The organism is Streptomyces sp. SAS_270 (assembly GCF_052543295.1).
Window position 1 is genome coordinate 132,099 of the sequence record NZ_JBMNDS010000004.1, and the last position, 26,035, is coordinate 158,133.

Here is a 26,035-nt window from a genome sequence, read left to right on the forward strand (position 1 = left end):
ATCCGGCAGCGGTGGGGAATCAGACCGTGAGGCCGCGGACGAGCAGATCGAGCAGCGCGCACGCGAAGAGGGCGATGCCGATGAAACCGTTGACTTGGAAGAAGGCGCGGTTGAGGCGGGACAGGTCGTGCGGCTTCACGATGGAGTGCTCGTAGAGGAAGGCACCGGCGACGATCACCAGGCCCAGCCAGAAGAACGCGCCCGCGCCGGTGGCGACGGCGTACCAGACGAACAGGCCCGTGGTGACGGCGTGGCAGACACGCGCGCCCCGGATCGCGGCCGGGATCCCGAAGCGGGCGGGGACGGACATGACCCCGATCTCGCGGTCGGTCTCGACGTCCTGGCAGGCGTAGATGAGATCGAAACCGCCGATCCACACACCCACGGCGAGCCCCAGGATCACCGCGTCCCACGACCACTCGCCGCTGATCGCCAGCCAGCCGCCGATCGGGCCCATCGCCTGGGCGAGACCGAGGATGGCCTGCGGGAAGTTCGTGAACCGCTTGCCGTAGGGGTAGACGACCATCGGGATGACGGCGATGGGGGCGAGCGCCAGGCACAGCGGGTTCAGCAGGGCCGCCGAGCCCAGGAAGACCACCAGCGCGATCAGGGCGCCCGTCCAGGCGTGCCGGACCGACATCGCGCCGGTCACCAGCTCGCGATGCGCCGTGCGGGGGTTACGGGCGTCGATCTCCCGGTCGATGATCCGGTTGACCGCCATCGCGAAGGTGCGCAGGCCCACCATGCAGACGGTGACCAGGAGCAGCCGCCCCCAGTGAATGTTCTCGTCCCACTCGAACATCGCGGTGAGCGCGGCGATGTAGGCGAAGGGCAGCGCGAACACCGAGTGCTCGATCATCACGAGACGGAGGAACGCCTTGGTGCGCCCCGGCTGCGGGATCGCGGCGGCGGCTGAGCTCACAGGCCGTACTCCTTCCAGCGGCGGTCGACCGTCGCCGCCGTCTCCGGGTCGGACAGCACCATCTCCGGCCAGCCGCCGTCCCGTGTGTAGCCCTCCTCGGGCCACTTCCTCGTCGCGTCGATGCCCGCCTTGCCGCCCCAGAACTGCTGGTAGGAGGCGTGGTCGAGGTGGTCGACGGGGCCTTCGACGACCGTGAGGTCGCGGGCGTAGTCCGTGTTGCCGAGGGCACGCCACGCGACCTCGTGCAGATCGTGGACGTCGCAGTCGGAGTCGACGACCACGATCAGCTTGGTCAGGGACATCATGTGTGCCCCCCAGACGGCGTGCATCACCTTCTGGGCGTGCTTGGGGTACTTCTTGTCGATCGCGACGATCGCGCAGTTGTGGAAACCGCCCGCCTCGGGAAGGTGGTAGTCGACGATGTCCGGCACGATGATCTTGAGGAGCGGGAGGAAGAACCGCTCCGTCGCCCGGCCGAGCGGACCGTCCTCCGTCGGCGGCCGGCCGACCACGATCGACTGGATCAGCGGCCGCTTGCGCATGGTGACGCAGTCGATGGTGAGCGCCGGGAAGGGCTCCTGCGGGGTGTAGAACCCGGTGTGGTCGCCGAACGGCCCCTCCGGGAGCATCTCGCCGGGCTCCAGCCACCCTTCGAGGACGACCTCGGCGTTGGCGGGGACCTGGAGCGGGACGGTCTTGCAGTCGACCATCTCGATCCGCTTGCCCTGGATGAACCCGGCGAACAGGTACTCGTCGATGTCACCGGGCAGCGGCGCGGTGGAGGCGTACGTCACGGCGGGCGGACAGCCGAAGGCGATGGCGACGGGCAGCCGCTCCCCGCGCCGGGCGGCGACCTGGTAGTGGTTGCGGCTGTCCTTGTGGATCTGCCAGTGCATGCCGATGGTGCGCTTGTCGTGGCGCTGGAGGCGGTAGAGCCCGAGGTTGCGGATACCGCTCTCCGGGTCCTTGGTGTGGGTCAGCCCCAGGTTGAAGAAGGAGCCGCCGTCCTGCGGCCAGGTGAAGAGGGCGGGGAGGGCGTCGAGGTCGACGTCGTCACCGTGCAGCACCACTTCCTGGACGGGCGCGTTGTCGGACTTCACCTTCTTCGGCGGTACGTGCGTCATCGCGCCGAGCTTCCCGAAGGCCTCGCGCACGCCGACGAACCCGTGCGGCAGCTCGGGCCGCAGCAGCCCGCCGATCTTGTCGGAGATGTCGCCGTACGACTTCAGGCCGAGCGCCTTCAGCAGCCGCCGGTCGGTCCCGAAGACGTTCATCGCGAGGGGCATCGCCGAGCCGCGCACGTTCTCGAAGAGCAGCGCGGGCCCGCCGGCCTTCTGCACCCGGTCGACGATCTCCCCGACCTCCAGGTACGGGTCCACCTCGGCCTTGATGCGCTTGAGGTCACCCTCGCGCTCCAGCGCCCGCAGCAGCGAGCGAAGATCGTCGTAAGCCATGTGTCCAAGTATCGGGCACCCGCTAACCTGTGGCCGTCACCGGGGCCCTACGCCGCCCCGCCGTCGCTCACTGGGGGAACGTTCGGGCATGCTTCGGTATCTGCCGTATTTGCTGGTCCTGGCGCTGTGGATCTACGCGTTCATCGACTGCCTCAACACTCCGGAGAACGAGGTCAGGCACCTGCCCAAGGTGGTGTGGGTGATCATCGTGCTGCTCTTCGGCGAGGTGCTGATCGGCCCGATCGCCTGGCTCGCGGCGGGCAGGTCGCGGCGCGGTCCGGCGGGCGGCTCGACGCCCTCCGAGTGGCACCGCAACCACCGCTCCGAGTTCGTCGCGCCCGACGACAACCCCGAGTTCCTGAAGTCCCTGAAGGCCGAGGCCAAGAAGGACGAGTCGCTGCTGAAGGACTGGGAGGCCGATCTGCGGCGCCGCGAGGAGGAGCTGCGGCGGCGCGAGGGCCGCACGGACGACGAGTCCTGACATGGAGCTGCGGCTGCTCGTCACCTTCGAGAAGGTCGCGTCCGTCCTGAGCTTCACTCAGGCCGCGGCGGAGCTGAAGTACGCGCAGTCCAGCGTCACCAGCCAGATCCGCGCACTGGAGTCCTCGCTCGGCGCGGAGCTCTTCGACCGGCTCGGCAGCCGCATCCGGCTGACGGAGGCCGGCGAGCGGCTGCTGCCCTACGCCCGGCAGATCATCGAGCTGAACGAGGAGGCGCGGGCGGCCGTCACCGGCACCGAGGAGCCCGCCGGGACCCTGACCGTCGGCACGATGGAGTCGCTGACGTCCTACCGGCTGCCGCCGCTCCTTGAGCTGTTCCACCACCGCTATCCGGGCGTACGGCTGTCCATGCGCCCGACGCTGGGCGACGAGACGCGGCAGGCGCTGCGGCAGGGGACCTACGACGTCGGGTTCCTGATGGAGGCGGAGACCGAGCATCCGGGTCTTGAGGTCGCGGTCCTCGCGGTGGAGCCCCTCGCGCTGGTCGCGGCGCCCGGGCACCGGCTCGCCGGGAAACCCGCGGGCACCGCCGATCTCGTACGGGAACCGCTGCTGGCCACCGAACCCGGCTGCGCCTACCGGGACTTGTTCGAGCGGGAGCTCAACTCGCTGGCCCCGGTGCAGTTCATGGAGTTCGGCACGATCGAGGCCACCAAACGCGCGGCGGCGGCCGGTCTCGGGATCGCCCTGCTTCCCGAGGTGACGGTCGCCGCCGAACTTGCCGAGGGGAGGCTCCAACAGCTGCTCTGGGAGCCGCCGTTCACCCTTGTGACGCAACTGGCGTGGCGGTCCGGGAAGCGGCTTCCGGCCCATGTCCGGCTGTTTGTCGAGCAGGCGCGGCGGCTGGTGTCCGAGCAAGGGTGACGCGCAGGCTCGCCGTCACGATCAGCGGGACGCCGAGCGCCTGGACGAGGCCGATGTGGTGGCCGTAGACCACCCAGTCCATGACCATCGCGACCGCCGGGTAGGTGAAGGCGAGTACGGCGATCTTCGCGGTCGGGAGCTTGGCGTAAGCGGAGTACATGAGGACGTACATCAGGCCGGTGTGGATGAGCCCGAGGCCGACCAGCCAGCCCCAGTCCGCGCCGGTGCCGCGCATCGCGCCGAAGTCGGCGAAGGGGAGCAGCAGCGGGATGCCGACGAGGACCTGGACAAGGGCGATGAGGTGCGGGCGGACGCCGGTGATGCGCTTGGTGACCAGGGTGGACAGTCCGTACAGGAGCGCGGCGAGGAGGGCCTGGCCGACGCCCGTCAGATAGCTGCTGTCGCCGCTGGTGAAGTCGCCGGGTGTGACCCCCGAGACCAGGATCAGCCCCGCGAAGGCGACGACGATCCAGCCGACCTTGGCGGCGGTGAGCCGCTCGCGGAAGAGCAGCGCTCCGAGCAGGACCACGTAGAACGGCTGGGTGTGGTAGACGACCGTCGCGACGGAGATCGAGGTGTTCTCGTACGACTGGAAGAGGAAGACCCAGTTGAAGACGATGAACACTCCGCCGAGGACGGCGAGTGCGAAGGTGCGCGGGGTGAAGCCGTGGCCGCGCAGCCAGCCGCGGGCGACGACGTACGTGCCGAGGGCGAGCGCACCGAACAGGACGCGGAAGAAGACGACGTTGAAGGGGGAGGCGCCGGACTCGACGACGAAGACGCCGAGGGTGCCGGAGAGCACCATCGCGGCGGTCAGCTGGGCGGTGCCCTTGTTCTCTGTGCCCTTGTTCTCTGTGGTCATGGCGTCGACGCTACGAGCGGGCGGTGCGGCCGGTCCACGCGCCAGTGGGGCGTCCTGCCGATGGGCTCATCGGCCGCGCCGATGACACCTGGTCCCGGCGGGGTGCGGTCGGGTGAGGGTCAGCCGACGGCGGCCTCGGCCTGTTCGGCGTACTCGACCTTGATGTACCGGCTGTTCTGCTCCCCGTACGCCTTCTCGACGATCGGCCCGGCCTTGTCGGGGTCGTCGACCCCGACGTGCACGAACCCCCGCTCGTCCGGGCCGACTTCGCGCATCTCGAAGGTGCCGTCCCAGCGTCGCATGTCGTCGCCGATCCGGTCGGCCAGGGCGTCCAGCGTCCTGCGGCCGACGTGGGTGTCGTGCAGCCTTACGGTCACGCCCTTGACGGCGGATCCGCAGACCGCGTCGTCGAAGGCGGCGGAGGGGATGCGCCAGACGTCGGCGGCGTGCTGGTCCTCGTCGAGCGCCAGGCCGGTGAAGACGTCGGCGTAGCGCTTGCCGTGCGCCAGCTTGTCGATGTGGGTGACGACGCGCTCCAGTGGGGAGCCGTCGTCGGCCTCGGGGAGGCTGTCGACGGGGCGGGTGCCGGTGCATTCCGTGCCGGTGTCGGCCTTCGGCCGGGCGTCGCCACCGGAGTCGGCGCCCAGGTTCCTGAGGCCGTGCAGCGCCAGGGCGACCGCGACGGCCATGGCCACGATCGCGGCGGCAACGGCGGCCCACAGGTACCTCTTCATGCCCCTCCTCCGTTTCGCCCACCACTGTGACGCCGGAGGAGCCGGAAGGGTTCAGGCGGTCGGGTCGTCCCGCAGGACCAGCTCCAGCAGCCCCGGGAAACGGGCGCCGAACTCGTCCTTCCGCAGGCGGTTGACCCGCTTGGGCCCCTCGTCCCGCTGCTCCACCAGCCCCGCGCCCCGCAGCACGGCGAAGTGATGGCTCAGCGCCGCCTTCCCGACGGGCACATCGAAGCTGCCGCAGCTGCGCGACCACTCGGCCGAGCCCGCCAACTCCCGTACGAGCGTGAGGCGTACGGGATCCGCGAGGGCGCCGAGGGCGGTGAGGACGGGCACGTCGTCGGGGTGGGTGTGCTCGGGGGCCGCTCGATGACCGCCGGCACCGGTGCGCTGAGACACGCCGTACTCCCTACCCCGTACCCGCTTGCCGAGTGTTCGATGAAAACCATACACTCCTGAGTGTTCGCTTTTCATTGAACAGCCGAGCCAGGGGTGTGTGGCATGCGCGCGATCGAGTTCCAGGAGTACGGCGGTCCCGAGGTCCTCAGGACGGTGGAGGCGGAGGCCCCCGAGCCGGGACCCGGGCAGGTGAGCATCGACGTGGCCTACGTCGGGGTGAACTTCGCGGACCTGAAGGCGCGTTCGGAGGGGTATCGGGTGCCGGGTCTGCCGTTCCGGCCGGGACTTGAGGTCTCCGGACGGGTACGGGCGGTCGGTGCCGGTGTCGCGGGTCTCGCACCCGGCCAGGAGGTGGCGGCCCTGACCGAGGGCGGCGCCTACGCGGACGTGGTCGTGGCCGACGCCGTGACCGTCTTCCCGCTCCCGGCCGGCGTGGACCTGCGCACCGGCGCCACCCTGCCGACGGTGCTGCCGACGGCGTACGCCCTCCTGCACAAGGTGGGCCGCCTGCAGCCCGGCGAGACGGTGCTCGTCCAGGGCGCGGCGGGCGGAGTCGGCACGGTTGTGGGGCAGTTGGCGAAGGCGGCGGGCGCGGCGACGGTGTACGGCGTCGTGTCGAGCGCGGCGAAGGCGAAGTACGCGCTCGACCACGGCTACGACGAGGTCTTCGCCGGCCCCTCCGACAAGGCCTTCTTCGTGGACGAGGTGCGCGCCGCGACGTCCGGCCGGGGCGTGGACCTGGCCCTGGACCCGGTGGGCGGCGAGACCCTGCGCGGCAGCCTCGCCTCCCTCGCCCCGTTCGGGCGGCTGGTCTCCTTCGGCAACGCGAGCTCGGCGGCGCCCTGGCAGGTGGGCCAGCCGGAGCTGTACCCCATCGGCCTCTCGGTCGCCGGGTTCTCCATCCTCACCCTCGCCCGGACCGCTCCCACCAAGCTGCGCGCGATCGCCGAGGAGTCCTTCAAAGCCGTGGTCGAGGGCGCGGTGTCCCTGCCGGTGACGGCGGAGTTCGGGCTTGAGGACGCGGCGGAGGCCCACCGGCTGATGGGGACGCGGACGAGCACGGGGAAGCTGCTGCTGAGGGTGGAGGGCTGAGGGCCCTGCCGGCCCGAGGTCTCAGCTCTCAGCCGGCGGCCAGGTCTTCCAGGCCAGTTCCAGCCGCCCGTAGGCGTCGTCGAACCAGGCGTCGGACAGCGCAACGGTCACCGTCACAGCCGTCAGGGACATCGAGTCGTCCCTGACGGTGACGTGGACCCGTTCCCCGTCCGCGTCCCGCTCGATGTGCAGCTCGGCACCGCGCGCACCCTCCCGCCAGGCGATGTCCTGCCCGGCATCGAGCGCGTCCAACGCCTCCTGCCACTCCCGCAGCTCCTCGGGGAACACCCGGACCTCGAGACTCCCCCGTACGAACGGCGTATCGACCAGGAACTCCCCGGCCAACGCCCCGCCCGAGTCCGGTCCGGACCGCTGTTCCTTCCCGCTGACACGCAGGACAACACTGTTGCCCTCACCCGCCAGACGAATCAGATCAATCGCTTCCTCGGCCACCAGCACTCCCCCGGCTTCCACTCGCACGCACGCTCTACGTGGGCGAAGCCTATCCGCGGGGTCCTCGGTGGCGAGGGGCAGCGCGGTGCGTGCGGGCCTTCGTCATCGTCGACCGGGTCTCGTAGCGGGCGGCGCGGATCTCGTGTGCGAGGTTGCCTGCGTCGCCCCGGTGTTTCGTCCAGAGTGGGAGGCATGGAGCACATCGATCAGGCGCAGGCCCGCAGCTGGCTGGCGACTGCCGTCGAGGAGGCCCGCGCCGGGCTCGCGGAGGGCGGTATCCCGATCGGGGCCGCGCTGTACGGGAGGGACGGCGCGCTCCTCGGCCGCGGCCACAACCTCCGCGTCCAGGACGACGACCCCTCGATGCACGCGGAGACGGCGGCCTTCCGCGCGGCGGGACGGCAGCGGACGTATCGCGGTACGACGATGGTGACGACCCTGTCGCCGTGCTGGTACTGCTCCGGCCTGGTGCGGCAGTTCGGCATCTCGCGGGTCGTGGTCGGCGAGGCGGCGACCTTCCACGGCGGCCACGACTGGCTGGCGGAGCACGGCGTGGAGATCGTGCTCCTCGACGATGCCGAGTGCACCGCCCTGATGCGCGACTTCATCAGGAACAACCCGCAACTGTGGAACGAGGACATCGGTGAGTAGCCTGGCGAGCAGCCCCCGGACCCCCCGCATCCCGACGATCGACCTCCGGCCCTGGGTGTCGGGGGACAAGGCCGCCCGCGCCGGGATCGCCGGCACCGTCGACCGCGCCCTGCAGACCGCCGGTTTCCTCCTCGTCACCGGCCACGGCGTGGACCCGTCGCTGCGCGCCCGCCTCCGCGACGCCGCCCGCGCGTTCTTCGTGCTTCCCGCCGGGACGAAGGAGCGGTACGCCGCCCGGGTCGGCGGCCGCGGCTGGCTGGGCCCCGGCGCCGAGGCCAACGGCTACTCGGAGGGCACGCAGACCCCGCCGGACCTCAAGGAGTCGCTGACGTTCGCGACGCACGAGCCCTTCGAGGACCCGGCGACCAACGCGGAGTGGTACGCGCCGAACGTCTGGCCCGCCGAGACGCCCGGACTGCAAGAGCTCTGCGAGGAGTACCTCGCGCGCATGGGCGAGCTGGAGAACCACCTCCTCGCGCTCCTCGGCGAGGCACTGGGCCTGGAGCCGGACTTCTTCACGAAGCACATGGCCCACCCGACGTACGGCTTCAACATCAACTGGTACCCGGGTACGGAGGTCGTCGGCGAGCCTCAGGAGGGCCAGTTCCGTATCGGCCCGCACACCGACTTCGGCACGGTGACGATCCTGGACCGGCAGGCGGGCAAGGGCGGGCTGCAGGTCTTCACCGACGAGGGCGGCTGGGAGGACGCGCCCTTCGACCCTGAGGCGTTCACCATCAACATCGGTGATCTGATGGCCCGTTGGACGGGCGACCGCTGGCGCTCCGGCCGCCACCGCGTCCTGCCACCGCCCGCCGACGCCCCCGCCGAGGAGCTGATGTCCCTGGTCTACTTCGGCGAGTGCACCCCCGGCACGCTCGTCGAGTCGGTCCCCGCGCCGATCGGCCGGGTATCCCACGAACCGGTGGACTCGCACGTCTACCTGCGCGAGAAGCTCGACTCGATCACCGTCGGCTGACCCATGTGGAGACCCGCACCCACTGAGGGAGAACATTGGTCGGCATGGCTGATCACCTGTCCCCTTCTTCTCCCTCTTCGCCAACTGCGGTGCACCTCGCGGGATATACGAAGACCGACCAGAGCGAGATCCTCGGCGACGGCGCCGATCCCTTCGGCGTCGCGGACGCCGGTCTGACCTGGCTGCCCAAGGAGGACCACTTCGGCATCAGGCTGGACGGCCGCCTCGTGGCCCATGCCGGTCTGCTGAGGCTGCCCCTGTCGATCGGGGGTGCCGAGACCGAGGTCGTCGGCGTGGGCGGCGTCGCCGTCGCGCCCGACCTGCGGGGGAAGGGCCTGGCCCGGCTCGTCGTCACGGCGGCCCTGGACCACGCCCGGACGATGGGCCCCCGGCACGCGCTCCTCTTCTGCCGCCCGCCCCTCGTCCCCCTCTACCGGCGCCTCGGCTGGCACCCCCTGGAGGGCGACATCCAGGTCGAGCAACCCGGGGGCCTCACCGTCATGCCGCTGCGCACCATGTGGACCCCGCTGCACGCCGACGCGGACTGGCCGGCCGGAGCGGTCCGCCTGCTCTCGTTGCCGATGTGACCACCGCCGCCGCCTGTCGACCGGCGGGTGGATCCCTCACCTGAGGAGCGACAATTTCGACCCGGCTCCGCCCCGCCGCCGACATTTTCGTAACTCGACGGACATCACGCGCCCTAGTCCGAACCAACTCCCCCTTCCTACACTGTTGTTGATACACCTCACAGCAGCACGAGGAACCGGACCGCTCCGGGGGGAGATGCGGTGCAAGGACGGCTGCACGGACGCGGGGCGCTGTTCGACCCCGATCCGCCCGGGTTCGCGCCACGGCTCGTCGGCCTGCGCCCCTCCCAGTTGCGCTCGTCCCCGTACGAGCACCACAAGGACGTGCCCTTCGTGGTGTTCGCGGGCGGGCGCGGGCTCGGCAAGAGCGCGGTGCTCGGGGAGTTGCGGGAGGCGTACAAAGGGCGGACGCCCGTCGCGCTGATCGACGGGGAGGAGCGGCAGTTCGCGGGGCCGCCGGACGAGCGGCCGGCGGAGGCCTGGTCGCCGGTGGGACAGGCGCTGACCACCGTCGCCGAGCAGCTCGCCGAGCCGGTGACGGGCGCCGGGCGGATCGGGTTTCCCCGGCTGGTGTCGGGGCTGCTGGCCGTCGCGGCGGGCGGCTGGAGCGACCGGGACCTGCCGCGCATCCGGCAGGAGGCGGAGCGCATCCTGCTGCTCAACGAGAGCGGCTCGTGGCTGTCGGGGTTCGCGGGCCGCTGGGTGAGCAAGGTCATCGCGAAGCTGATCGCCTCGATGAGCGGGACGGGGCCGGTCGTCGAGCCGATCATCGAGGCGACGCTGGAGGCGTTCTCCGAGGGCGTCGCCCCCGCGCACCGCCGGCTGCGCCGGGCCGCCACCTGGTACCGCGACTACCCGAACGCGGGCGGCAACCCCAAGCTCGGGCTCATCCTGCTCTCCGCGCACTTCAGGGCGGGCGGCGACTCCCGAAGACACGCCGAGCGCTGGCTCGTACGAGCCCTGCTGGCCGACCTCGACGAGGCGTACTCGGGAGCCATGCAGCGCGCGCACCGCCTCGGCCGCCCGGTCGTACTGATCGACAACGTGCAGGGGCCCGCCGGGCGCCGCCTGATGGAGTGCGTGCTGCGCGACCGCGCCGACGGATTCACCGACCAGGTCGTCTTCTTCGCCGCGCTACGCGGGTATACGCACCCGGCGCTGCGCCACGCCGGCCGCCGCACCCTGCCCGAGGTCGCCCGGTCCACCGGCTGGGAGCCCGACGCGTCCCCGTCCTCGCGCGCCCTGCTGGTGTCGCTGCCCCCGCTGACGCCCGACGACACCCTGCACATCGTCGGCGCCGCCTGCCGGGGCCTCGACATGCCCCCGCAACTCCCGCACGCCACCCACCGGTTGACCGGCGGCAGCCCGCTCGGCATCACCCTGCTCGCCGAGTCGGCCCGGCAGAACCTGCCCCAGGGCGTCACCTCCCTCGGCGAGTTGCTGACGGGCGACGTCGCCGTCCACGACGACCAGGGCGGCCGGCCCGCCTACCGGGAACTCCTCGACCGGCTCGTGCCCGGCGGCCACCTCGACGAGCTGACCGTGCTCGCCGCCGCCCACGACCGCGACTCGGCGTGCGCACTGGCCGAGGCCCAACTCCCGGACGACTTCGGCACGGCGGGCGTCCTCGACCTGGAGGAGCGGCTCGGCGCGGAGGGCTGGGCCACGGCCCCGGGCCAGTTCGTCGGCGACCCCTTCCTGCGTGCGCTGCTCCTGCTGCGGCTGCACCACAGCGACCGGGACCACGAGCGGTGGCGGGCCGTGCACCGCGCCCTCATCGCCCACTACGCCGACGACCAGCGGGCCGGCAGCGCGCGCTACCGCCTCCATCACGAACTCGCCCTCGGCAAGCCCGACTTCGCCATCGACCACCTGCGCGACACCTTCCACCGCACCGACACCGGCGGCTGGCTCGCCTCCCTCGTCTTCATCGCGTCCGCGCCCTACTACCACGCCCACGATCCCGACGGCCACGACTTCGACGGGCACGACGACCGGGCCGCCGTGGCGCTCGGGCACACGGACGCCGCCCAGCGGCCGCCGGACGGGGCCGACGCCGTACTGCACCTTCGGGTGCGCCGACTCCTGCACGCCGTATGGCAGTTGACCGATCCGCTCGTACTGCCGGACCCGAAGGTGACCGAGCGGCTGCGCTTCGAGCTGGAGCAGCTGTCGAATCTGCGGCCCGCGGGCAACGCCCTGCTGTGGCGGGCGTCGCGGGACTGGCCGTCGGACGCCCTGGCCGGCCGGCCCTTCCGCATCCCGGGCGACGACGACAACCGCGGCGGCGGGGACGGGGGCCGGTGATGCGGCGGTTGTGGGTGTGGCTCCGCGAGGACGTCTGGGAGATTCGTTTCCGCAGGTATGTGGCGCTGACCCTGGCAGCCGTCCTGGTGGCCTTCGGAGTCTGGGGCGGCCGGACGCTGACAAAGGAGGACCGTTCCTGCGCGCCCGGCGTCACCCGGCCCGAGGGCAGCCAGGAATGCGTGGGCGTCTCCTGGACGACGTACGCCTTCGGACGTCCCCGATTCGCCGACACCGTAGGGGCGATCAACCGCGAGAACCACCGCCTCAAGCCCGGCGGTTACGTCACCGTCGCCCTGCTGGAGCCCTTCACCGCGACCGACTCCGACAACCTCGGTGATGTGCTGCACGAGCTGCAGGGCGCCTATCTCGCCCAGTACCAGGCCAACCACGACTCCAACGACCAGACCCCGAAGATACGGCTCGTACTCGCCAACCCCGGGGCCAGTGGCGCGCATTGGCGCCGGACCGTCGACCAGCTGGAGCGGATGACGAAGAGCCGGGACAGGCTGCGCGCGGTGACCGGCGTCAGCATGAGCACCGACAACAACAAGCTCGCGGTGCGCGAACTCACCCGGCTCGGCATCCCGGTGATCGGCTCGTCCATCACCGCCGACGACCTCGCCAACGGGCAGCAGGGCAAGGACCCCTTCCCCGGGCTCGCCCGCGTCTCCCCCACCAACACCGACGAGGCCCGCGCCCTCGCCTCCTTCGCCAAGGTCTCGGCGGGCAGGGCGTTCCTCGTCTACGACAAGCCCGGCGACCCCTACACGCGCACGCTCCAGACGTCGTTCGCCAAGCTGCTCAAGGGCTCGCCCTACGGCGCACAGCCCTTCACACCGCCCGCCGACCGCAGCCGGGAGGGCACCACCGCCAACACCTTCCGGCAGATCACGCACGTCGTCTGCGACACGGCGGACAGCATGGACACCATCCTCTTCGCGGGCCGCCACACCCAACTGCGCCAGTTCATCAACGCGTTGGGCGACCGCGGCTGCCAGGACCGCGGCTTCACCCTGCTCACCGGCGACGAGGGCTCCTACCTCACCGCCGACAAGGCCCTGCACCGCAGCGCCCTCAAGGGCCGTCTCACCGTCCGCTACACCGCCCTCGCCCACCCGGACGCCTGGACCGGGAACGCCCCGAGGACCGGGGGCGGCGCCGCCGACACCGCGACACTGAACGGGATGCTGCGAAGCGGTATCCGCGAGCCGATCGGTCCCATCGGCCCGATCGCCCTGGACGACGGGCAGCTGATCATCGCCTACGACGCCATGCGGCTGGCCGTGCAGGGCATCCGCGAGGCCACCGCGGACGGCCAGGAGGCGCCGCCGCTCGCGGACGTCGGCAACCAGTGGACGCTGGTGAAGGGCTCCCAGCGGGTGAGCGGCGCGAGCGGCTGGATCTGCCTCGACAACCACGGCAACCCGTACGACAAGGCCGTACCGGTCGTGGAGCTGACCCCGCAGGGCGGTTCCCGCTTCGTGAAGATCGCCTGGCCGGAGGGGAAGCCCCCGGCGAAGGAGTGCCTGCCGCCGTCCTAGGCCGACAGGCCCTGGACCAGCCGCTCGAAGCGGGCGCGCCAGTCGGGGCCCCGGTCGCCTCCGGTCTCGTGCGTGAAGCGGACCGTGCCGGCGTCCTCGCCGTCGGGCTCCAGGTGGAACCGCAGCCTGCTGTCCACGCTGTACTCCGCGACGCGCTCCACGTCCCAGGCGGTGATCCGCCCGGTCCCCAGCCCGCGCAGACCGACCGCGCCGCCCAGCCGCGGCTCGAAGACGTCCACGGCACACAGCCACCCCCGCAGGCCTTCGGGGGTGGCCAGTGCCGTCCAGACCTTGTCCACAGGCTGGGGAAGACGGAGCAGCCAGTGCTCGGTGCGGGTGTCCCCCTGAACCTCGGTGGTGCCCTCTTCGATGGGTTGGGTCATGACACCAGCGTGGCCGGAGAGCGGGGGTTGTGCACCTGTTAGGGGCGCTGACCCCGCTTGTCCACGACGGCCCGGTCGAGGACCGCGGTGTTGCTGGTGACATCGCCCTTCTTCACGCCGCCCGACCAGTCACTCGTGGCGACCGTCCGCTCACCGAGGAACTCGTGGGTCTTCCTGTCGAAGATCCACTCGTCGCGGCTCGGGTTGTCGGGGTCCTTGCGGGCGATCGCGACACCGTGCCGCCCGGCGGCGTCCACCACGTCGTCGATCACCGTCACGCCCGGGATCCGCGCCACCGCCCGGTAGAGGGCGGCGCTCTGCCCGGGCGGCACGACGGCGTCCCGGATCAGGTCGCCGACCAGGACGAACATGGCCTGATCGGTCTCCTGGCCGCTCTGCTCCGGGGCGGTCTCGTGCAGCCAGTCGTACATCTTGCCGGGGTCGGTGGGGAGCGTCTGCAGGTGGCGGTAGTTGGTGGCGACGTCGTAGCCCGGCTTACCGGGCTTCGCGTCCGGCTCACCGGACCACTGGCCGCGCCCGGCCTCCCGGTACAGCCCCGCGCGGGTGCCGTCCACGGCATGCCAGGTCTCCAGCCGGTGCAGCGGCGGGATCTTCGTCTTCACGCCGATGCCGCTCTGCGAGTAGGAGACCTTCGCGTCGACGTACACGTACTGGTCGTCGCGGATCGTGCCGGGCGAGTCCTCGTGCTCGGCCGCCAGCGCGATGTCCTCCAGCATCGCGACCGTCGCCCGGCTCGGCGGCTGCGCGCTCGCGCCCTCGCCGCCGCCACCCGACGGCAGCAGTACGAAGGTGACGGCCGCGGCGGTGGCGACGGCCGCCGCGGCGATCGCGGGCCGCAGCCAGGGGTTGCGCCTGCGCGCGGGTGCTTCGTCTCGCCGGATCTCGGTCATCAGATGCTCCTTGAGGAGTCGGTGACGGCCCGGCGGAAGGTCCTGCTCGGGAAGCTGGTTCATCGGTTCCCCTCCTTCGTGGGCCCGACCGCGGTGGTGCGGTCACCTCTCATCTGTCCGCGCCTGGAAGGCAGTTCCATATGTTTTGCGAGTTTTGTTCTGGCCCGCGAGAGCCGCGACCGTACGGTCCCCACGGGCACCCCGAGCGCCTCCGCGGCGGCCCGGTAGTCCAGCCCCGACCAGACGCACAGGGCCAGCACCTCACGCTCGGCCCGCCGCAGCTTCGCCAGCGCCGCCCGTACGAGGTCCAGTTGCGCGGCGTCGTCGAGCCGCCCGGCGACCTCGTCGGCGAAGTCGCCCACCGCCTCGTCGCGGGGCAGACGGGCGACGGCGGCCGCGTGTCTTCGGGCCGCCCGGCGGGTGTTGCGCGTGACGTTGGTGGCGACGCCGAGCAGCCAGGGCCGCAGCGAACCGCCTTCCTCGTCGACCTTGTCGCGCAGCCGCCAGGCGTCCAGGAAGGTCAGCGACACGATGTCCTCGGCCTGCGCCCACTCCCCCGTGAGCCGGAAGGCATGGTTGTAGACCGAGCGCGCGTACGCGTCGAACAGCTCGGCGAAAGCGTCGTGGTCCCCCGCCCGGATCCGTTTCCGCAGATTCGTGTCCACGCCCCGTACCTGTCCGCACGACAAAGGCCGGTTCCCGTGACCTGAGTCACAGGAACCGGCCCCTCGGGCATGCGGGCTCAGCCGACGCCGGCGTACGAGTGCTTGCCGCCCACGAAGATGTTGACGCCGTAGTAGTTGAACAGCCAGCAGCCGAAGGCGATCAGCGCGATGTAGGCGGCCTTGCGGCCCTTCCAGCCGGCCGTCGCCCGGGCGTGCAGGTAGCAGGCGTAGGCGACCCAGGTGATGAACGCCCAGGTCTCCTTGGGGTCCCAGCCCCAGTAGCGGCCCCAGGCGTCGCCCGCCCAGATCGCGCCCGCGATGATCGTGAACGTCCACAGCGGGAAGACGGCCGCGTTCACGCGGTAGGAGAACTTGTCGAGGGACGCCGACGCGGGCAGCCGCTCCATGACGGAGGTCGCGAAGCGGCCGGGCTTTCCGCCGTTCGCGAGCTTGTTCTCGTAAGAGTCCTTGAAGAGGTACATCAGGGTGCCGACCGCGCCCACGTAGAAGACCGCGCCGCAGAAGATCGCCGTCGAGACGTGGATGTACAGCCAGTACGAGTGCAGCGCGGGCACCAGCTGGTCGCTCGCGGTGTACAGGACGGTGACCGCGAGGCCCAGGTCCAGCAGGACGGTGGTGATCAGGAACAGGCCGAGCCAGCGCACGTTCTTCTTCAGCGCCATCAGGCCGAGGTACACGCCGACGGCCACCGTGGAGAAGGTGATGTTGAACTCGTACATGTTGCCCCACGGCGCCCGCTCCACCGAGGCCGCGCGGGCGATGACGCCGCCGAGCTCGATCAGGAAGGCGAGCGCGGTGAGGGACACCGCGATCCGGCCGTAGAGATCGCCCTGCACGTCGCCGCCGTGGGCGCCGGGGCCGTCGGGCACATCGCGTGCGCCGACCGCGGACCGGGTGACGACCTGCGGCCGCTCCAGCACGGTGGTGCCGCCCGCCGACTTCACGGTGACCGCCGGAGCCTTGGCCTTCGCGTCGGCCTGCTGGGTGAGCGCGGCGGCCGTACGGCCGACCTTGCTGCGGCTGCCGAGGAGCCACTCGGCGATGTACGCGAAGAACGCCAGCGTGTAGACGGCCATCGCGGAGTAGATCAGCGTGTTGCTGACGTTGGCGAGGTGTTCGTTGGTGGCGGTGGCCAGGTCGGTTGCGGTGGCGAGAGTCACTTCGTCTCAGCCCCTTCGGCGGCAGGTACGGGGGGTTCGGCGTCGGGGTCGATGGCGGGATCGGCATCGGGTTCGGGCTTGGTGGGCGCCTGGTCGTGCACGAGTGCGGCCAGGTCGCCGAGTTCCTCGGGGAGCTTCGCGGACTCGCTGCGGCCGAGGCCCGCCATCTCCACGACCGTCACGCCGTCGGCGCCGGTGGTGGCCCGCACCCAGACGCGGCGACGCTGGATGAAGAGCGAGCCGGCGAGTCCGAAGATCGCGCCGAAGGCCCCCACCAGTGCCCAGTCACTGCCGGGCTGCTGTGTGACCTGGAAGCCGGCCCACTCCTTGATGCCCTTGTCGAAGGTGATCGACCCGGCGCCGTTCGGCAGCGTCATGGTCTCGCCGGGCAGCAACTGCTTCTTGAGGATCGCGCCCTTGGAGTCCTTGAACTGCTTCATGTTCTTCGTGTCCAGCTGGTACACGTTCTGCGGGATGCCCGCGTTGACGCCCAGGTCCCCGTGGAACGCGGACACGTTGAGCACCGGGAAGTCGAGCGCCGGGAACTGCGAGAACATCGTCCCGTTTCCCTTGCCGGCGAACGTCGGCACGAACAGCGCCGCGAAACCGAGCTGGTCGTGCCGGCCCTTGGCGTCCTTGTAGCCGTCCATCACCTTGATGGCGCCCTGCGAGGTGACGTTCGAGTCGAGCGGCAGCATCGGCACGGGCTCGTGGAAGACGACCTTGCCCCTGCCGTCGCGGACGGTGACCACGGGCGCGTAGCCGTGGCTGACGAGGTAGACCTTCGAGTCGCCGATCTTCAGCGGCTCGTTGACCTTGACGGTGGCCTTCTTCGCCTTGCCGTAGGCGCCCACGCTGTAGGTGATGTCCGCCTGGTACGTGCGGGGGGTGCCCGTGTTGGGACCCGTCCGCTCATAGGTGCCGGTGAACTTCTTCAGGTCGAAGCTGAACGGCGTGAGGTCGTCGTTGCTGAAGAGGGTGCCCGACTTGAAGTCGTCGTACAGCATGAGCGTGTTGGAGAAGCCCTCCCCCTCCACCATCAGCTTGTTGCCCTCGGACTTGAACAGCTGACCCCAGGCGAAGGCCACCAGCATCACGATCAGGGCCATGTGGAAGAGCAGGTTGCCGGTCTCGCGCAGATAGCCCTTCTCGGCGGCGACGGCGTCCCCGTCGACGTGCGCCCGGAACCGGCGCTTCCTGAGGACCTTGAGCGCGACGTCACGGACGAGTTCCGGGTCGGCCTCGGTGCGCCAGGTCGCGTACGCGGGCAGCCGGGTCAGCCGCTTCGGCGCGCCCGGCGGACGGCCGCGCAGCTGTCCGACGAACTGCCAGGTGCGCGGCACGATGCAGCCGATGAGCGAGACGAACAGCAGGATGTAGATCGCCGAGAACCACACCGAGCTGTAGACGTGGAACAGGCCGAGCCTGTCGTAGAGCGGCCCGAGCACGCTGTGCGTGTCCTTGAACTCCTGCACCTTGCTCGCGTCGGTCCCGGACTGCGGGATCAGCGACCCGGGGATCGCGCCGAGCGACAGCAGGAAGAGCAGGATCAGCGCGACCCGCATGGAGGTCAGCTGCCGCCAGAACCAGCGCGCCCAGCCGATGACCTCGCGGCCGGTCCAGGCGAGCCACCCGGAAAGGCCCGGGGCGCGCGAACCGCCGAAGGAGCCGGGCATCGCCGTCTCCACGGGGGCGGTGGACAGCTGGGACCCGGCCTCGCCGAGATCACGCGCGTCGCGGGCGTCCTGGGACTCCGGGTCCGGCGTCTTTCCGGCGCCGGAGCCCGTGGTGCCCGTGTCGGTCGTGCTCATGGATCAGATCCCTACCGTGAAGCCGTCGGACCAGCTCTGCATCTGCTGAACGAGGGCGTCCCACGCGCCGGTCAGCAGGAGGAGACCGGTCGCGATCATCATGCCGCCGCCGATCCGCATCACCCAGGCGTAGTGACGCTTGACCCAGCCGAACGCGCCGAGCGCCTTGCGGAAGGCGACCGCGGCGAGGACGAAGGGGATGCCGAGACCGGCGCAGTACGCGACGGTCAGTATGGCCCCCCGGCCCGCGCTCGCCTGGTTCATCGCCAGTACCTGCACGGAGGAGAGCGTCGGGCCCAGACACGGCGTCCAGCCGATCCCGAAGAGCGCGCCGAGCAGCGGAGCGCCCGCGAGACCGGTCACCGGCCGCTTGTGGAAGCGGAATTCGCGCTGGGTGAGCCAGGGCATGCCGCCCATGAAGAACACGCCCATGAGGATCATGAGCACGCCGAGCACCTTGGACAGGACGTCCTGGTGGGCGCGCAGGTTCGCGCCCCAGAACCCGAAGAGCGCGCCGCCGGACACGAACACGACGGTGAAGCCGAGGACGAACAGGGCCGCGCCCGCCGCCATCCGCCCCCGTCTGGCGTCCGCCAGGTCCGTGCCGCTCACGCCGGTGACGTACGACAGGTAGCCGGGCACCAGGGGCAGGACGCACGGCGAGAAGAAGGAGACGAGTCCGCCGAGCACGGCGATGGGCAGGGCGACCAGCAGGGCGCCGCTGTAGACCGTCGCGTTGCCGCCGACGGGCGCGGCGAGGGTCGTGGCGAGAAGGGACACGTCAGGTCACTTCTCCGCGAGGACGGGCTTGAGCATCTTGCGCAGGTTCTCCTCGCTGAGCGCCTGCAGCGTCCGGGCCGCGATCTTTCCGTCCCGGTCGATGATGAGCGTGGAGGGGATCAGCTGCGGGTTGAGCGTGCCCTTCCTGAAGCGGAGCATCAGCTTGCCCGAGGGGTCGTAGAGACTCGGGTACGAGATGCCGTACTGCTCCTCGAACGCCTTGGGCAGGCTGGTGCCGCCGTCGCGGGTGTTGATGCCGACGAACTGCACACCCTGGTCCTTGGTGCTCTGGTAGACCGTCTCCAGGTTCTTGGCCTCGGCACGGCACGGCGGGCACCAGGAGCCCCAGACGTTGAGGACGACGACCTTGCCCTTGTAGTCGGCGACGTCGAGCTGCTTGCCGTCGACGGTCTTGCCGGACAGGTCGGGGATCGCGGACCGCGATCCCTTCGCGACGGTGTCCACCCCGTCCTTGCCGGCGACGAAGTTGGTGTTGCCCGAGCCCCCGGAGGTGCCCCCGGAGGTGCATGCCGACAGGAGGAGCGCCGCGACGGCGGCCCCTGCGGTGAGCAGGGCAGCACGGCTACGGGTGCGGTTCGGGCGCTGGTCGACGCGGCAGGCGGCACTCATGTGAAAAGTTTCGCATGTCTGTTTAGGGGATCTTCCGCACCCCCCTTGCGGGCGGAAAAGCCCATTTCAGGCCACCTGCGGTCAGCTCTTGGCCGAGCCGCTCGACGCGCTTGCGGAGCTGGTCGAGCTGGTGGAGACGTCGCCGAGGAAGCTCTTCCAGCCGCCGGCCGGCTGCTCGCCGACGTTCAGCGTCCGGAGCTTGTCCAGCACCTCGGGCTTCTGCACGTCGAGCCAGTCGGTGAACTGCCGGAAGGAGACGATGCGCACGTCCTCGCCCTTCTCCTTCTCCCGGGCGACGTACTTGAAGGCCTGCTCGACGGCGTCCATGTAGATGCCGCCGTTCCACTGCTCGAAGTGGTTGCCGATGAAGAAGGGCGCGCGGTTGGTCTCGTAGGCCCGCTTGAACCCGGCGATGTACGCGTCGGCCGCCTGGGTACGCCAGCCCGGGTAGTTGGCGGGCGGCGCCTTGGTCGAGTTGTGCGACTGGTTGGCCAGGATGTTGTAGTCCATCGAGAGCACCTCGAAGGAGTGCCCGGGGAACGGGATCCCCTGCAGCGGGAAGTCCCACACGCCCTGCTTCTTGTCCGGCCACTGCTGGAGGCCGCCGGGCGAGGAGGCGTCGTAGCGCCAGCCGAGGGCCTTGGCGGTGGGAAGCAGGTTGTTCTGGCCGAGCAGACAGGGCGTACGGCCGCCGACGAGCTCCTTCTCGTAGTCGAAGGGCAGCGACGGCATGTCGCTCCAGCCGGTGTTGGTGCGCCACTCCTTGACGAAGGACTTCGCCTGGTCGATCTCGCTGCGCCACTGGGCGGGGGTCCAGTTGGCGACGGTGCCGGAACCGCCGCAGAAGTGACCGTTGAAGTGCGTGCCGATCTCGTGGCCTTCGAGCCAGGCGCGATGGACGCCCTTCAGCGTCATCTTGATGTGCTCGTCGGTGAGATAGCCGATGTCGGAGGCGCCCTTGGGGTTATTGGGCGGCAAGTACATGCGCTTTTTCGATTCGGGCAGCAGATACAGCCCGGAGAGGAAGAACGTCATGTGCGCGTCGTGCTCTTTGGCGAGATCGAGAAAGCGGGTGAAGAGTCCCGTGCCGACTTCTCCGGCGCCGTCCCAGGAGAAGATCACGAACTGCGGCGGGGTCTGGCCGGCTTCGAGAGGCTCCGGTTTGCCGGGCTGGTGCGGCTGCTTGCCCGTAAACGACGTGGAGCCGTCGCCTATGGGGCGTACCGGGTGCTTGGGGCCGGCGTGACCGCCCGCGGGAGAACCGCCGATGGGGCCTCCACCGTCTGACATGTCGGTACCGCAACCGGAGAGTCCCAGCGCGGCGGCGGCGCCTGCTCCGAGCCCCATCGCTCCCCGTCGACTGAACTCCCGCATGGCGTCCCCGTTTCGTCGTTCCCTCTCAGCTGGCTTTCAGCTGGCACCCATTGAGAGGGCACGACGAAGACGGCGGTTCCTTCAAACTCACGCATATTTAACTGTTTTTACGAAGATACGCTCTGATGACACGGCTGCATACGCTTTGTGACGGGCGCACACCTTGCTCGGGAGTGCACAACCGGCAACGGTGCGTGCACACTTTTCCGTCGCGTACCGCGTGTGCGCACATTGCCGTCACGTACGGTGCGTGCGCACTTTCCCGTCACGCACGGCGCGTGCCCTTACGCCCCGAAAGCCTTGTCCTTCCCCTTCACCGGCTTGGCACCGGCGAGGAGATGCGCGGGGACGAGATCGCGGGCCGGCTCGCTGTAACCCACCGAGACGATCTTGTCTCCGCGGTAGGTGAAGCTCGTCAGGGACGCCAGCGTGCACTGCCGCTTGCGCGGGTCGTGCCACAGCCGCCGCCGCTCGACGTAGGAACGCAGGATCCAGATCGGCAGCTGGTGGCTCACCAGCACCGCCTCGTGGCCGCGCGCCGCGTCCTTGGCCGCGTCCAGCGCGCCCATCATGCGGACGACCTGGTCGACGTACGGCTCGCCCCACGACGGCTTCATCGGGTTGACCAGGTGCTTCCAGTTGGCGGGCCGGCGCAGCGCGCCGTCCCCCACACCGAAGGTCTTGCCCTGGAAGACGTTGTCGGCCTCGATCAGCCGCCCGTCCGTGGCGAGATCCACGCCGTGCGCCTTGGCGATCGGCGTCGCCGTCTCCTGCGCCCGCTCCAGCGGCGACGCGCCGACGTGAGTGACATCACGCGAGGCGAGGTGCTCGGCGACCCGCTCGGCCATCTGCCGCCCCAGCTCGGACAGGTGGTAGCCCGCCAGGCGCCCGTAGAGCACCCCGTCCGGGTTGGCGACCTCACCGTGCCGCATCACGTGGACGACGGTGACGTCCTCGTCCGGGTACCCGTCGCGCCCGGTGCTGTCGTCGTTGCTGCTCATGCAGTGGCCTCCGCTGCTGCCCGCGCCGCCGCCGGAAGGGCGTCGGCGATCCGCTGAATGGCCCGCTCGTCATGGGCGGTCGAGACGAACCAGGACTCGAACGACGACGGCGGCAGGTAGACGCCCTGCGCCAGCATCGACTGGAAGAAGGCGGTGAACCGGAACGACTCCTGCGCCTTCGCGTCCTCGTAGTTCCTCACCTCTCCGTCCGTGAAGAAGACGGAGAACATGTTGGACGCGTTCTGCAGCCGGTGCGCGACACCTTCCTTGGTGAGCGCGTCCCCCAGCAGGGACTGGATCTGCGCCGATACGGCGTCCACGGTGTCGTAGGCCGCATCGTCCAGCAGCCGCAGCTGGGCGAGCCCGGCGGCGGTGGCGACCGGGTTCCCGGAGAGGGTGCCGGCCTGGTAGACGGGTCCGGCGGGCGCGAGGTGCTCCATGACGTCCCTGCGGCCGCCGAAGGCCGCGGCGGGGAAGCCGCCGCCCATGACCTTGCCGAAGGTCATCAGGTCCGGCCGCACACCGTCCACGCCGTACCAGCCGGCCCTGCTGGTGCGGAAGCCGGTCATCACCTCGTCGGAGATGTACAGCGCGCCGTTCTCGGCGCACGCGTCCTTCAGCCCCTGGTTGAACCCGGGCCGCGGCGGGACGACGCCCATGTTGCCGGGCGAGGCCTCCGTGATGACGCAGGCGATCTCGCCGGGGTGCGCCCGGAAGGCCTCGTGCACGGCGTCGAGGTCGTTGTAGGGAAGGACGATCGTGTCGGCGGCCTGGGCGCCGGTGACGCCGGGGGTGTCGGGCAGCGCGAAGGTCGCCACCCCCGACCCCGCCGCGGCCAGCAGCGAGTCGACGTGCCCGTGGTAGCACCCGGCGAACTTGATCACCTTGGTGCGCCGGGTGAATCCGCGGGCGAGACGGATGGCGGACATGGTCGCCTCGGTGCCGCTCGACACGAGCCGCACCTGCTCGACGGGCTCGACGCGCGCAACGATCTCCTCGGCGAGCGCGACCTCGCCCTCCCCCGGCGTACCGAAGGAGGTCCCGCGTCCGACAGCCTCCTGCACGGCGGCGATCACATCGGGGTGGGAATGGCCGAGGATCATCGGTCCCCACGAACATACGAGGTCGACGTATTCGCGGCCGTCTGCATCGGTCAGGTATGGACCGATACCGGACACCATGAATCGGGGCGTACCGCCCACGGCGCGGAACGCGCGCACCGGGGAGTTCACGCCCCCGGGCGTGACGGCAGCCGCACGGTCGAAAAGAGTCTGCGAAACTGGGGCTTCGTACGGATAGCTCACACGAGCCATGGTGTCAGAGGCTGCGAAGATCCTGCGGACAGGTGTTTCAACGCACGTTTCGGCGTGCGGCCGCGGGGGAGGTCACTGTCACGATGATCGGGTTGCGCGGCGGGGGCTGCGCGTCCTAGAAAAGCAGTCGGGTGGAGATATGCATCGCGGTGGCGGACTGGGCGAGGGGACCGATGACCTCGGTCCTCGGCGTGCCCGGCGGGGGAAGCACCGACGCGAGGCGGAGGAAGCGGCCGAGGCCAGGCAGGCCAAGGCACAGGGACCGTCCCCGGTACAGGGACAGACCCAGGGACAGGGAACGCCCGGAACACCGGGTTCGCAGGGGCCCCAGGGACCCCAGGGTTCACAGGGATCCCCGCAGGGATCTCCTCAGGCATCGCAGAATGAGCCTGAGCGGATCGAGCAGTCGGCCCGTATGGACGGTATGGACTTCATGGACCGTAAGGCGGACCGGCTCGGGGCAGGGAGCGGGAATGGTGGCCGGGTGGGGGTGACGTACAAATACTTCGGCGCGCCCGACGGCGCGACGGCGGCCCGGGTCCCGATCTCGATGCGCCCCGAGGAACTCGGCGGCGACGAGCTCGGCATGAACGGCATGTTCACCAAGATCAAGCCGGAGACGATGGCCGCGATGGTCCTCACCGGCATCGAGGGCGTCCCCCTGCACAAGGTGCCCCCACTGGAGCTGGTCGTCCTCCACCCCGACTACGCCGTGGTCAAGCTCCCGATGACAGTCGTCGACCCCCTCCGCGGCATCGGCGAGGAAGCGGTCGGCGCGGCCGCCTTCATCTGGTCGACAGTCCCGGACCGCGGCGGGCCGCGGGATGCGTTCAATGTCTACCAACTGCTGCACGAGTGGCAGGATTTCAGCCATCGGCTGCATGAGGCGGGGCATCAGCCTTATTGCTTGGTGTGGCCCTGAGCTGGGGTTTCGCGCCGGCCATCTTCAACACGGTCAACAAGTGGGCCGCCGGGATCTCCGACACCCTCGCCCTGGGCATCCTGAGCGAGGCGTACGGCATGGGCACGGCGATGGCGTCCCCGGGCGGTAGGCGAAGCGCCTCACCCGGTGTGCGCCAGGCTGAGCGCATGGGGTAGCCGGGCTGTGCCCTTCGATCGCCTCGGTGTCGAGGAAGCCCAGGCCCGGCGGGGTGGCGATGACACCGACGTACAGGAAGGGCCTTTCTCCGGAGCGCTCGGCTCAGTCACGCGGAAACCCTCAGGGCAACAGCCGGTCGATGTTCGATCAGCTTCTCCCCGAGGGCCGTTGGTCCCAAGCTGCTCATCGCCCAGAGGCTGCTGGTCTGGCGGGCCCACCGCCACAGCGGGTCGCCCGTGTCCACAGGGGTGTGGAAGGACAGCACCTGGATGCCACGGGCGTCGAACGCCTGAGTGTCGAGGTAGCGCCGGCCGCCCGTGCCGCAGAGATACTGGGTGCTCCTGGTGGCCGCAGCGAGGTCGGCGAGTCGCTCCGAGCGGCCTTCTCGGGTCGGAATCGCGCTGCTGTCCAATACCTCGCCGCTCCAGCCCAACGCGGTGAGCAGGGCGACCGTCGACGCCCTGGCAACGTCGGAGACACGGTCGGTCGCCTCGAACTCATTGAGAACCGCCTCCAGGACTTCACGCACCGCGGGCCAGTGGCGGCTGCGTCCGTAGTACTGCCGAATCAAAAGACTGACGGTGCGACGGGAGCGGCCCGGTTCGGCGAGCCGCGCCTGACTGATCAGCGTCGAGCGCCCTTCGGGCAGACGCGTAGGAAGCGTCAGCCACTGCTGATGAGCGGGCTCGTCCAGTGCCGCAAGGCGGGCCCGGTGCTGGTAGTCGCGCCGGGCGAACTGGACGTCGCCGAGAACTATCCACCGGTCAGCGGCGTACAGCTTGGCCAGCGTGGACAGCCGCGGGAACAGGTTCGGCTGGTGGATCGCACACACTCCGCCAGGCAGACCGACGCGCGGCGACTCAGGTACTGATGAGGCGACTGTCGAATCCGCCGTGGAGAAGGCGCTCGTAAGCGTCATACACATCCCCCGGTACGTCCTGCTCGACGGCGAAGCCGAGCTTCGGGTACTCGATCACCCGTTGCAGGTCGCCGACGAGCATGTCGACAACGAGCCTCTCGTCACCGATCGACTTGATGTAGTCGTCCAACTCGAGCGGCTCGGAAGCGCACACCACCTCAGCCTCCGGCCACAACTTGCGGCACGTCGCGTACGAGCGGCGCTCCATGTACGGCTTCGAGATCAGCAGCAGCGAATCGATCTCGATACCGGCCCCTCCCATGAGCTCACGGGAGAAGGTGATGTTCTGGCCGGTGTTGGCCGCCTTCGCCTCGACCAGGATCGCCTCGTCCGGCACACCCAGGCTCAGAGCGTGCTCGCGGTAGTGGACTGCTTCCCCGCGCGGGAAGCGGTCCCGGGTCGTGGGGCTGTTGCCGCCGCTGAAGACCACGACTGGGAAGAGGCCTGCGCGGTAGAGGTCGGCGGCCGCTGTGGCGACGCCGAGGTCGTGGCTGCCCAGGCCGATCGCCGCCGAGCAGGGCCGCTGCTCGTGGCCCATCTGGTGGTAGGTCCAGATCAGCGTCGCGTCGTGGAACTGCTCGTCGGTGATCTGGCGCTGCTCGTGCTCCGGCACTGGCACTCCCTGG

General features: G+C 70.2%; 27 protein-coding genes and 2 pseudogenes. 10 read left to right on the top strand and 19 right to left on the bottom strand.

Annotated elements, in window-relative coordinates; genetic code table 11:
- Window positions 1–19: 19 nt before the first annotated feature.
- Window positions 20–922, bottom strand: coding sequence for a menaquinone biosynthesis prenyltransferase MqnP (gene mqnP / locus ACN6LB_RS04480; protein WP_356133673.1), 903 nt, complete (start codon window positions 920–922; stop codon window positions 20–22).
- Window positions 919–2,376: a menaquinone biosynthesis decarboxylase gene (locus tag ACN6LB_RS04485; RefSeq protein WP_356133675.1), complete on the bottom strand. Its 1,458-nt coding sequence runs from the start codon at window positions 2,374–2,376 to the stop codon at window positions 919–921. Before ACN6LB_RS04485 ends, mqnP begins: the two co-directional genes overlap by 4 nt.
- An 88-nt stretch (window positions 2,377–2,464) precedes the next feature.
- Between ACN6LB_RS04485 and ACN6LB_RS04490 the strand changes: the two genes are divergently transcribed.
- Both ACN6LB_RS04490 and ACN6LB_RS04495 read left to right on the top strand, forming a co-directional pair.
- Complete coding sequence (locus ACN6LB_RS04490) at window positions 2,465–2,857, top strand: PLD nuclease N-terminal domain-containing protein (protein ID WP_356133677.1); 393 nt, start codon at window positions 2,465–2,467, stop codon at window positions 2,855–2,857.
- 1 nt (window position 2,858) lies between these two features.
- Complete coding sequence (locus ACN6LB_RS04495; protein ID WP_445024647.1) at window positions 2,859–3,740, top strand: LysR family transcriptional regulator; 882 nt, start codon at window positions 2,859–2,861, stop codon at window positions 3,738–3,740.
- On the opposite strand, the gene ACN6LB_RS04500 is transcribed toward ACN6LB_RS04495, so the two are convergent.
- The 3 genes from ACN6LB_RS04500 to ACN6LB_RS04510 form a co-directional block, all read right to left on the bottom strand.
- A complete protein-coding gene (locus tag ACN6LB_RS04500; RefSeq protein WP_445024648.1) occupies window positions 3,637–4,602 on the bottom strand; it encodes a DMT family transporter in 966 nt (321 codons plus the stop codon). The genes ACN6LB_RS04495 and ACN6LB_RS04500 overlap by 104 nt on opposite strands.
- A gap of 119 nt (window positions 4,603–4,721) precedes the next feature.
- Entirely contained in the window at window positions 4,722–5,336 is a 615-nt protein-coding gene (locus ACN6LB_RS04505) for a hypothetical protein (RefSeq protein WP_445024649.1), read from the bottom strand.
- A gap of 51 nt (window positions 5,337–5,387) precedes the next feature.
- Entirely contained in the window at window positions 5,388–5,732 is a 345-nt protein-coding gene (locus ACN6LB_RS04510; RefSeq protein WP_445024650.1) for an ArsR/SmtB family transcription factor, read from the bottom strand.
- A 102-nt stretch (window positions 5,733–5,834) separates the two neighbouring features.
- Between ACN6LB_RS04510 and ACN6LB_RS04515 the strand changes: the two genes are divergently transcribed.
- Entirely contained in the window at window positions 5,835–6,824 is a 990-nt protein-coding gene (locus ACN6LB_RS04515) for a quinone oxidoreductase family protein (protein ID WP_445024651.1), read from the top strand.
- 21 nt (window positions 6,825–6,845) lie between these two features.
- Here the strand turns inward: ACN6LB_RS04515 and ACN6LB_RS04520 are convergent, their stop codons facing one another.
- Complete coding sequence (locus ACN6LB_RS04520) at window positions 6,846–7,277, bottom strand: DUF5959 family protein (RefSeq protein ID WP_356133690.1); 432 nt, start codon at window positions 7,275–7,277, stop codon at window positions 6,846–6,848.
- Window positions 7,278–7,469: 192 nt separating this feature from the next.
- Between ACN6LB_RS04520 and ACN6LB_RS04525 the strand changes: the two genes are divergently transcribed.
- The 5 genes from ACN6LB_RS04525 to ACN6LB_RS04545 all read left to right on the top strand — a co-directional run bounded on the left by ACN6LB_RS04525 (window position 7,470) and on the right by ACN6LB_RS04545 (window position 13,342).
- A complete protein-coding gene (locus tag ACN6LB_RS04525; protein WP_445024652.1) occupies window positions 7,470–7,928 on the top strand; it encodes a nucleoside deaminase in 459 nt (152 codons plus the stop codon).
- Window positions 7,921–8,907 (top strand): isopenicillin N synthase family dioxygenase, encoded by a 987-nt coding sequence (locus ACN6LB_RS04530; RefSeq protein ID WP_445024653.1) that lies wholly within the window; start codon window positions 7,921–7,923, stop codon window positions 8,905–8,907. Before ACN6LB_RS04525 ends, ACN6LB_RS04530 begins: the two co-directional genes overlap by 8 nt.
- Window positions 8,908–8,951: 44 nt before the next feature.
- Window positions 8,952–9,494: a GNAT family N-acetyltransferase gene (locus ACN6LB_RS04535; RefSeq protein WP_445024654.1), complete on the top strand. Its 543-nt coding sequence runs from the start codon at window positions 8,952–8,954 to the stop codon at window positions 9,492–9,494.
- A gap of 201 nt (window positions 9,495–9,695) precedes the next feature.
- A complete protein-coding gene (locus tag ACN6LB_RS04540; protein ID WP_445024655.1) occupies window positions 9,696–11,801 on the top strand; it encodes a hypothetical protein in 2,106 nt (701 codons plus the stop codon).
- A complete protein-coding gene (locus tag ACN6LB_RS04545) occupies window positions 11,801–13,342 on the top strand; it encodes a hypothetical protein (RefSeq protein WP_445024656.1) in 1,542 nt (513 codons plus the stop codon). The genes ACN6LB_RS04540 and ACN6LB_RS04545 overlap by 1 nt, the downstream gene beginning before the upstream one ends.
- Here the strand turns inward: ACN6LB_RS04545 and ACN6LB_RS04550 are convergent.
- The 10 genes from ACN6LB_RS04550 to hemL form a co-directional block, all read right to left on the bottom strand.
- Window positions 13,339–13,725, bottom strand: coding sequence for an SRPBCC domain-containing protein (locus tag ACN6LB_RS04550; RefSeq protein ID WP_445024657.1), 387 nt, complete (start codon window positions 13,723–13,725; stop codon window positions 13,339–13,341). The genes ACN6LB_RS04545 and ACN6LB_RS04550 overlap by 4 nt on opposite strands.
- A gap of 38 nt (window positions 13,726–13,763) precedes the next feature.
- Window positions 13,764–14,699 carry a CU044_5270 family protein gene (locus ACN6LB_RS04555; RefSeq protein ID WP_445024658.1) on the bottom strand — a complete coding sequence of 312 codons (936 nt, stop codon included), beginning with the start codon at window positions 14,697–14,699 and terminating at the stop codon, window positions 13,764–13,766.
- Window positions 14,696–15,289 carry an RNA polymerase sigma factor gene (locus tag ACN6LB_RS04560; protein WP_445024713.1) on the bottom strand — a complete coding sequence of 198 codons (594 nt, stop codon included), beginning with the start codon at window positions 15,287–15,289 and terminating at the stop codon, window positions 14,696–14,698. The genes ACN6LB_RS04555 and ACN6LB_RS04560 overlap by 4 nt, the downstream gene beginning before the upstream one ends.
- Before the next feature lie 89 nt (window positions 15,290–15,378).
- Window positions 15,379–16,482: a c-type cytochrome biogenesis protein CcsB gene (ccsB, locus tag ACN6LB_RS04565; protein WP_356133710.1), complete on the bottom strand. Its 1,104-nt coding sequence runs from the start codon at window positions 16,480–16,482 to the stop codon at window positions 15,379–15,381.
- On the bottom strand, window positions 16,479–18,293 hold the full coding sequence (gene resB / locus ACN6LB_RS04570; RefSeq protein WP_445024659.1) for a cytochrome c biogenesis protein ResB: 1,815 nt from the start codon (window positions 18,291–18,293) through the stop codon (window positions 16,479–16,481). Before resB ends, ccsB begins: the two co-directional genes overlap by 4 nt.
- A 3-nt stretch (window positions 18,294–18,296) precedes the next feature.
- Complete coding sequence (locus ACN6LB_RS04575) at window positions 18,297–19,073, bottom strand: cytochrome c biogenesis CcdA family protein (protein ID WP_356133712.1); 777 nt, start codon at window positions 19,071–19,073, stop codon at window positions 18,297–18,299.
- A gap of 6 nt (window positions 19,074–19,079) precedes the next feature.
- The gene (locus tag ACN6LB_RS04580; RefSeq protein ID WP_445024660.1) at window positions 19,080–19,703 is read right to left on the bottom strand and encodes a TlpA family protein disulfide reductase; all 624 of its coding nucleotides are present in this window, start codon (window positions 19,701–19,703) and stop codon (window positions 19,080–19,082) included.
- Window positions 19,704–19,784: 81 nt separating this feature from the next.
- On the bottom strand, window positions 19,785–21,077 hold the full coding sequence (locus ACN6LB_RS04585) for a hypothetical protein (protein ID WP_445024661.1): 1,293 nt from the start codon (window positions 21,075–21,077) through the stop codon (window positions 19,785–19,787).
- A gap of 284 nt (window positions 21,078–21,361) precedes the next feature.
- Window positions 21,362–22,078 carry a histidine phosphatase family protein gene (locus tag ACN6LB_RS04590; RefSeq protein ID WP_445024662.1) on the bottom strand — a complete coding sequence of 239 codons (717 nt, stop codon included), beginning with the start codon at window positions 22,076–22,078 and terminating at the stop codon, window positions 21,362–21,364.
- The gene (gene hemL / locus ACN6LB_RS04595; RefSeq protein WP_445024663.1) at window positions 22,075–23,391 is read right to left on the bottom strand and encodes a glutamate-1-semialdehyde 2,1-aminomutase; all 1,317 of its coding nucleotides are present in this window, start codon (window positions 23,389–23,391) and stop codon (window positions 22,075–22,077) included. The genes ACN6LB_RS04590 and hemL overlap by 4 nt, the downstream gene beginning before the upstream one ends.
- 484 nt (window positions 23,392–23,875) lie before the next feature.
- On the opposite strand from hemL, the gene ACN6LB_RS04600 reads away from it, so the two are divergent.
- On the top strand, window positions 23,876–24,313 hold the full coding sequence (locus tag ACN6LB_RS04600; protein ID WP_003974483.1) for a hypothetical protein: 438 nt from the start codon (window positions 23,876–23,878) through the stop codon (window positions 24,311–24,313).
- Between the two features lie 11 nt (window positions 24,314–24,324).
- A pseudogene (locus ACN6LB_RS04605) lies at window positions 24,325–24,417 on the top strand (flavoprotein); the annotation flags it as partial.
- Here ACN6LB_RS04605 and ACN6LB_RS04610 read toward each other — a convergent pair.
- The 3 genes and pseudogenes from ACN6LB_RS04610 to ACN6LB_RS04620 all read right to left on the bottom strand — a co-directional run.
- Window positions 24,413–24,559, bottom strand: a pseudogene (locus ACN6LB_RS04610) (flavoprotein); the annotation flags it as partial. The pseudogenes ACN6LB_RS04605 and ACN6LB_RS04610 overlap by 5 nt on opposite strands.
- Window positions 24,560–24,596: 37 nt before the next feature.
- The gene (locus ACN6LB_RS04615; protein WP_445024664.1) at window positions 24,597–25,322 is read right to left on the bottom strand and encodes a WbqC family protein; all 726 of its coding nucleotides are present in this window, start codon (window positions 25,320–25,322) and stop codon (window positions 24,597–24,599) included.
- A gap of 28 nt (window positions 25,323–25,350) precedes the next feature.
- Window positions 25,351–26,022: a YdcF family protein gene (locus tag ACN6LB_RS04620; protein WP_445024665.1), complete on the bottom strand. Its 672-nt coding sequence runs from the start codon at window positions 26,020–26,022 to the stop codon at window positions 25,351–25,353.
- Window positions 26,023–26,035 lie beyond the last annotated feature (13 nt).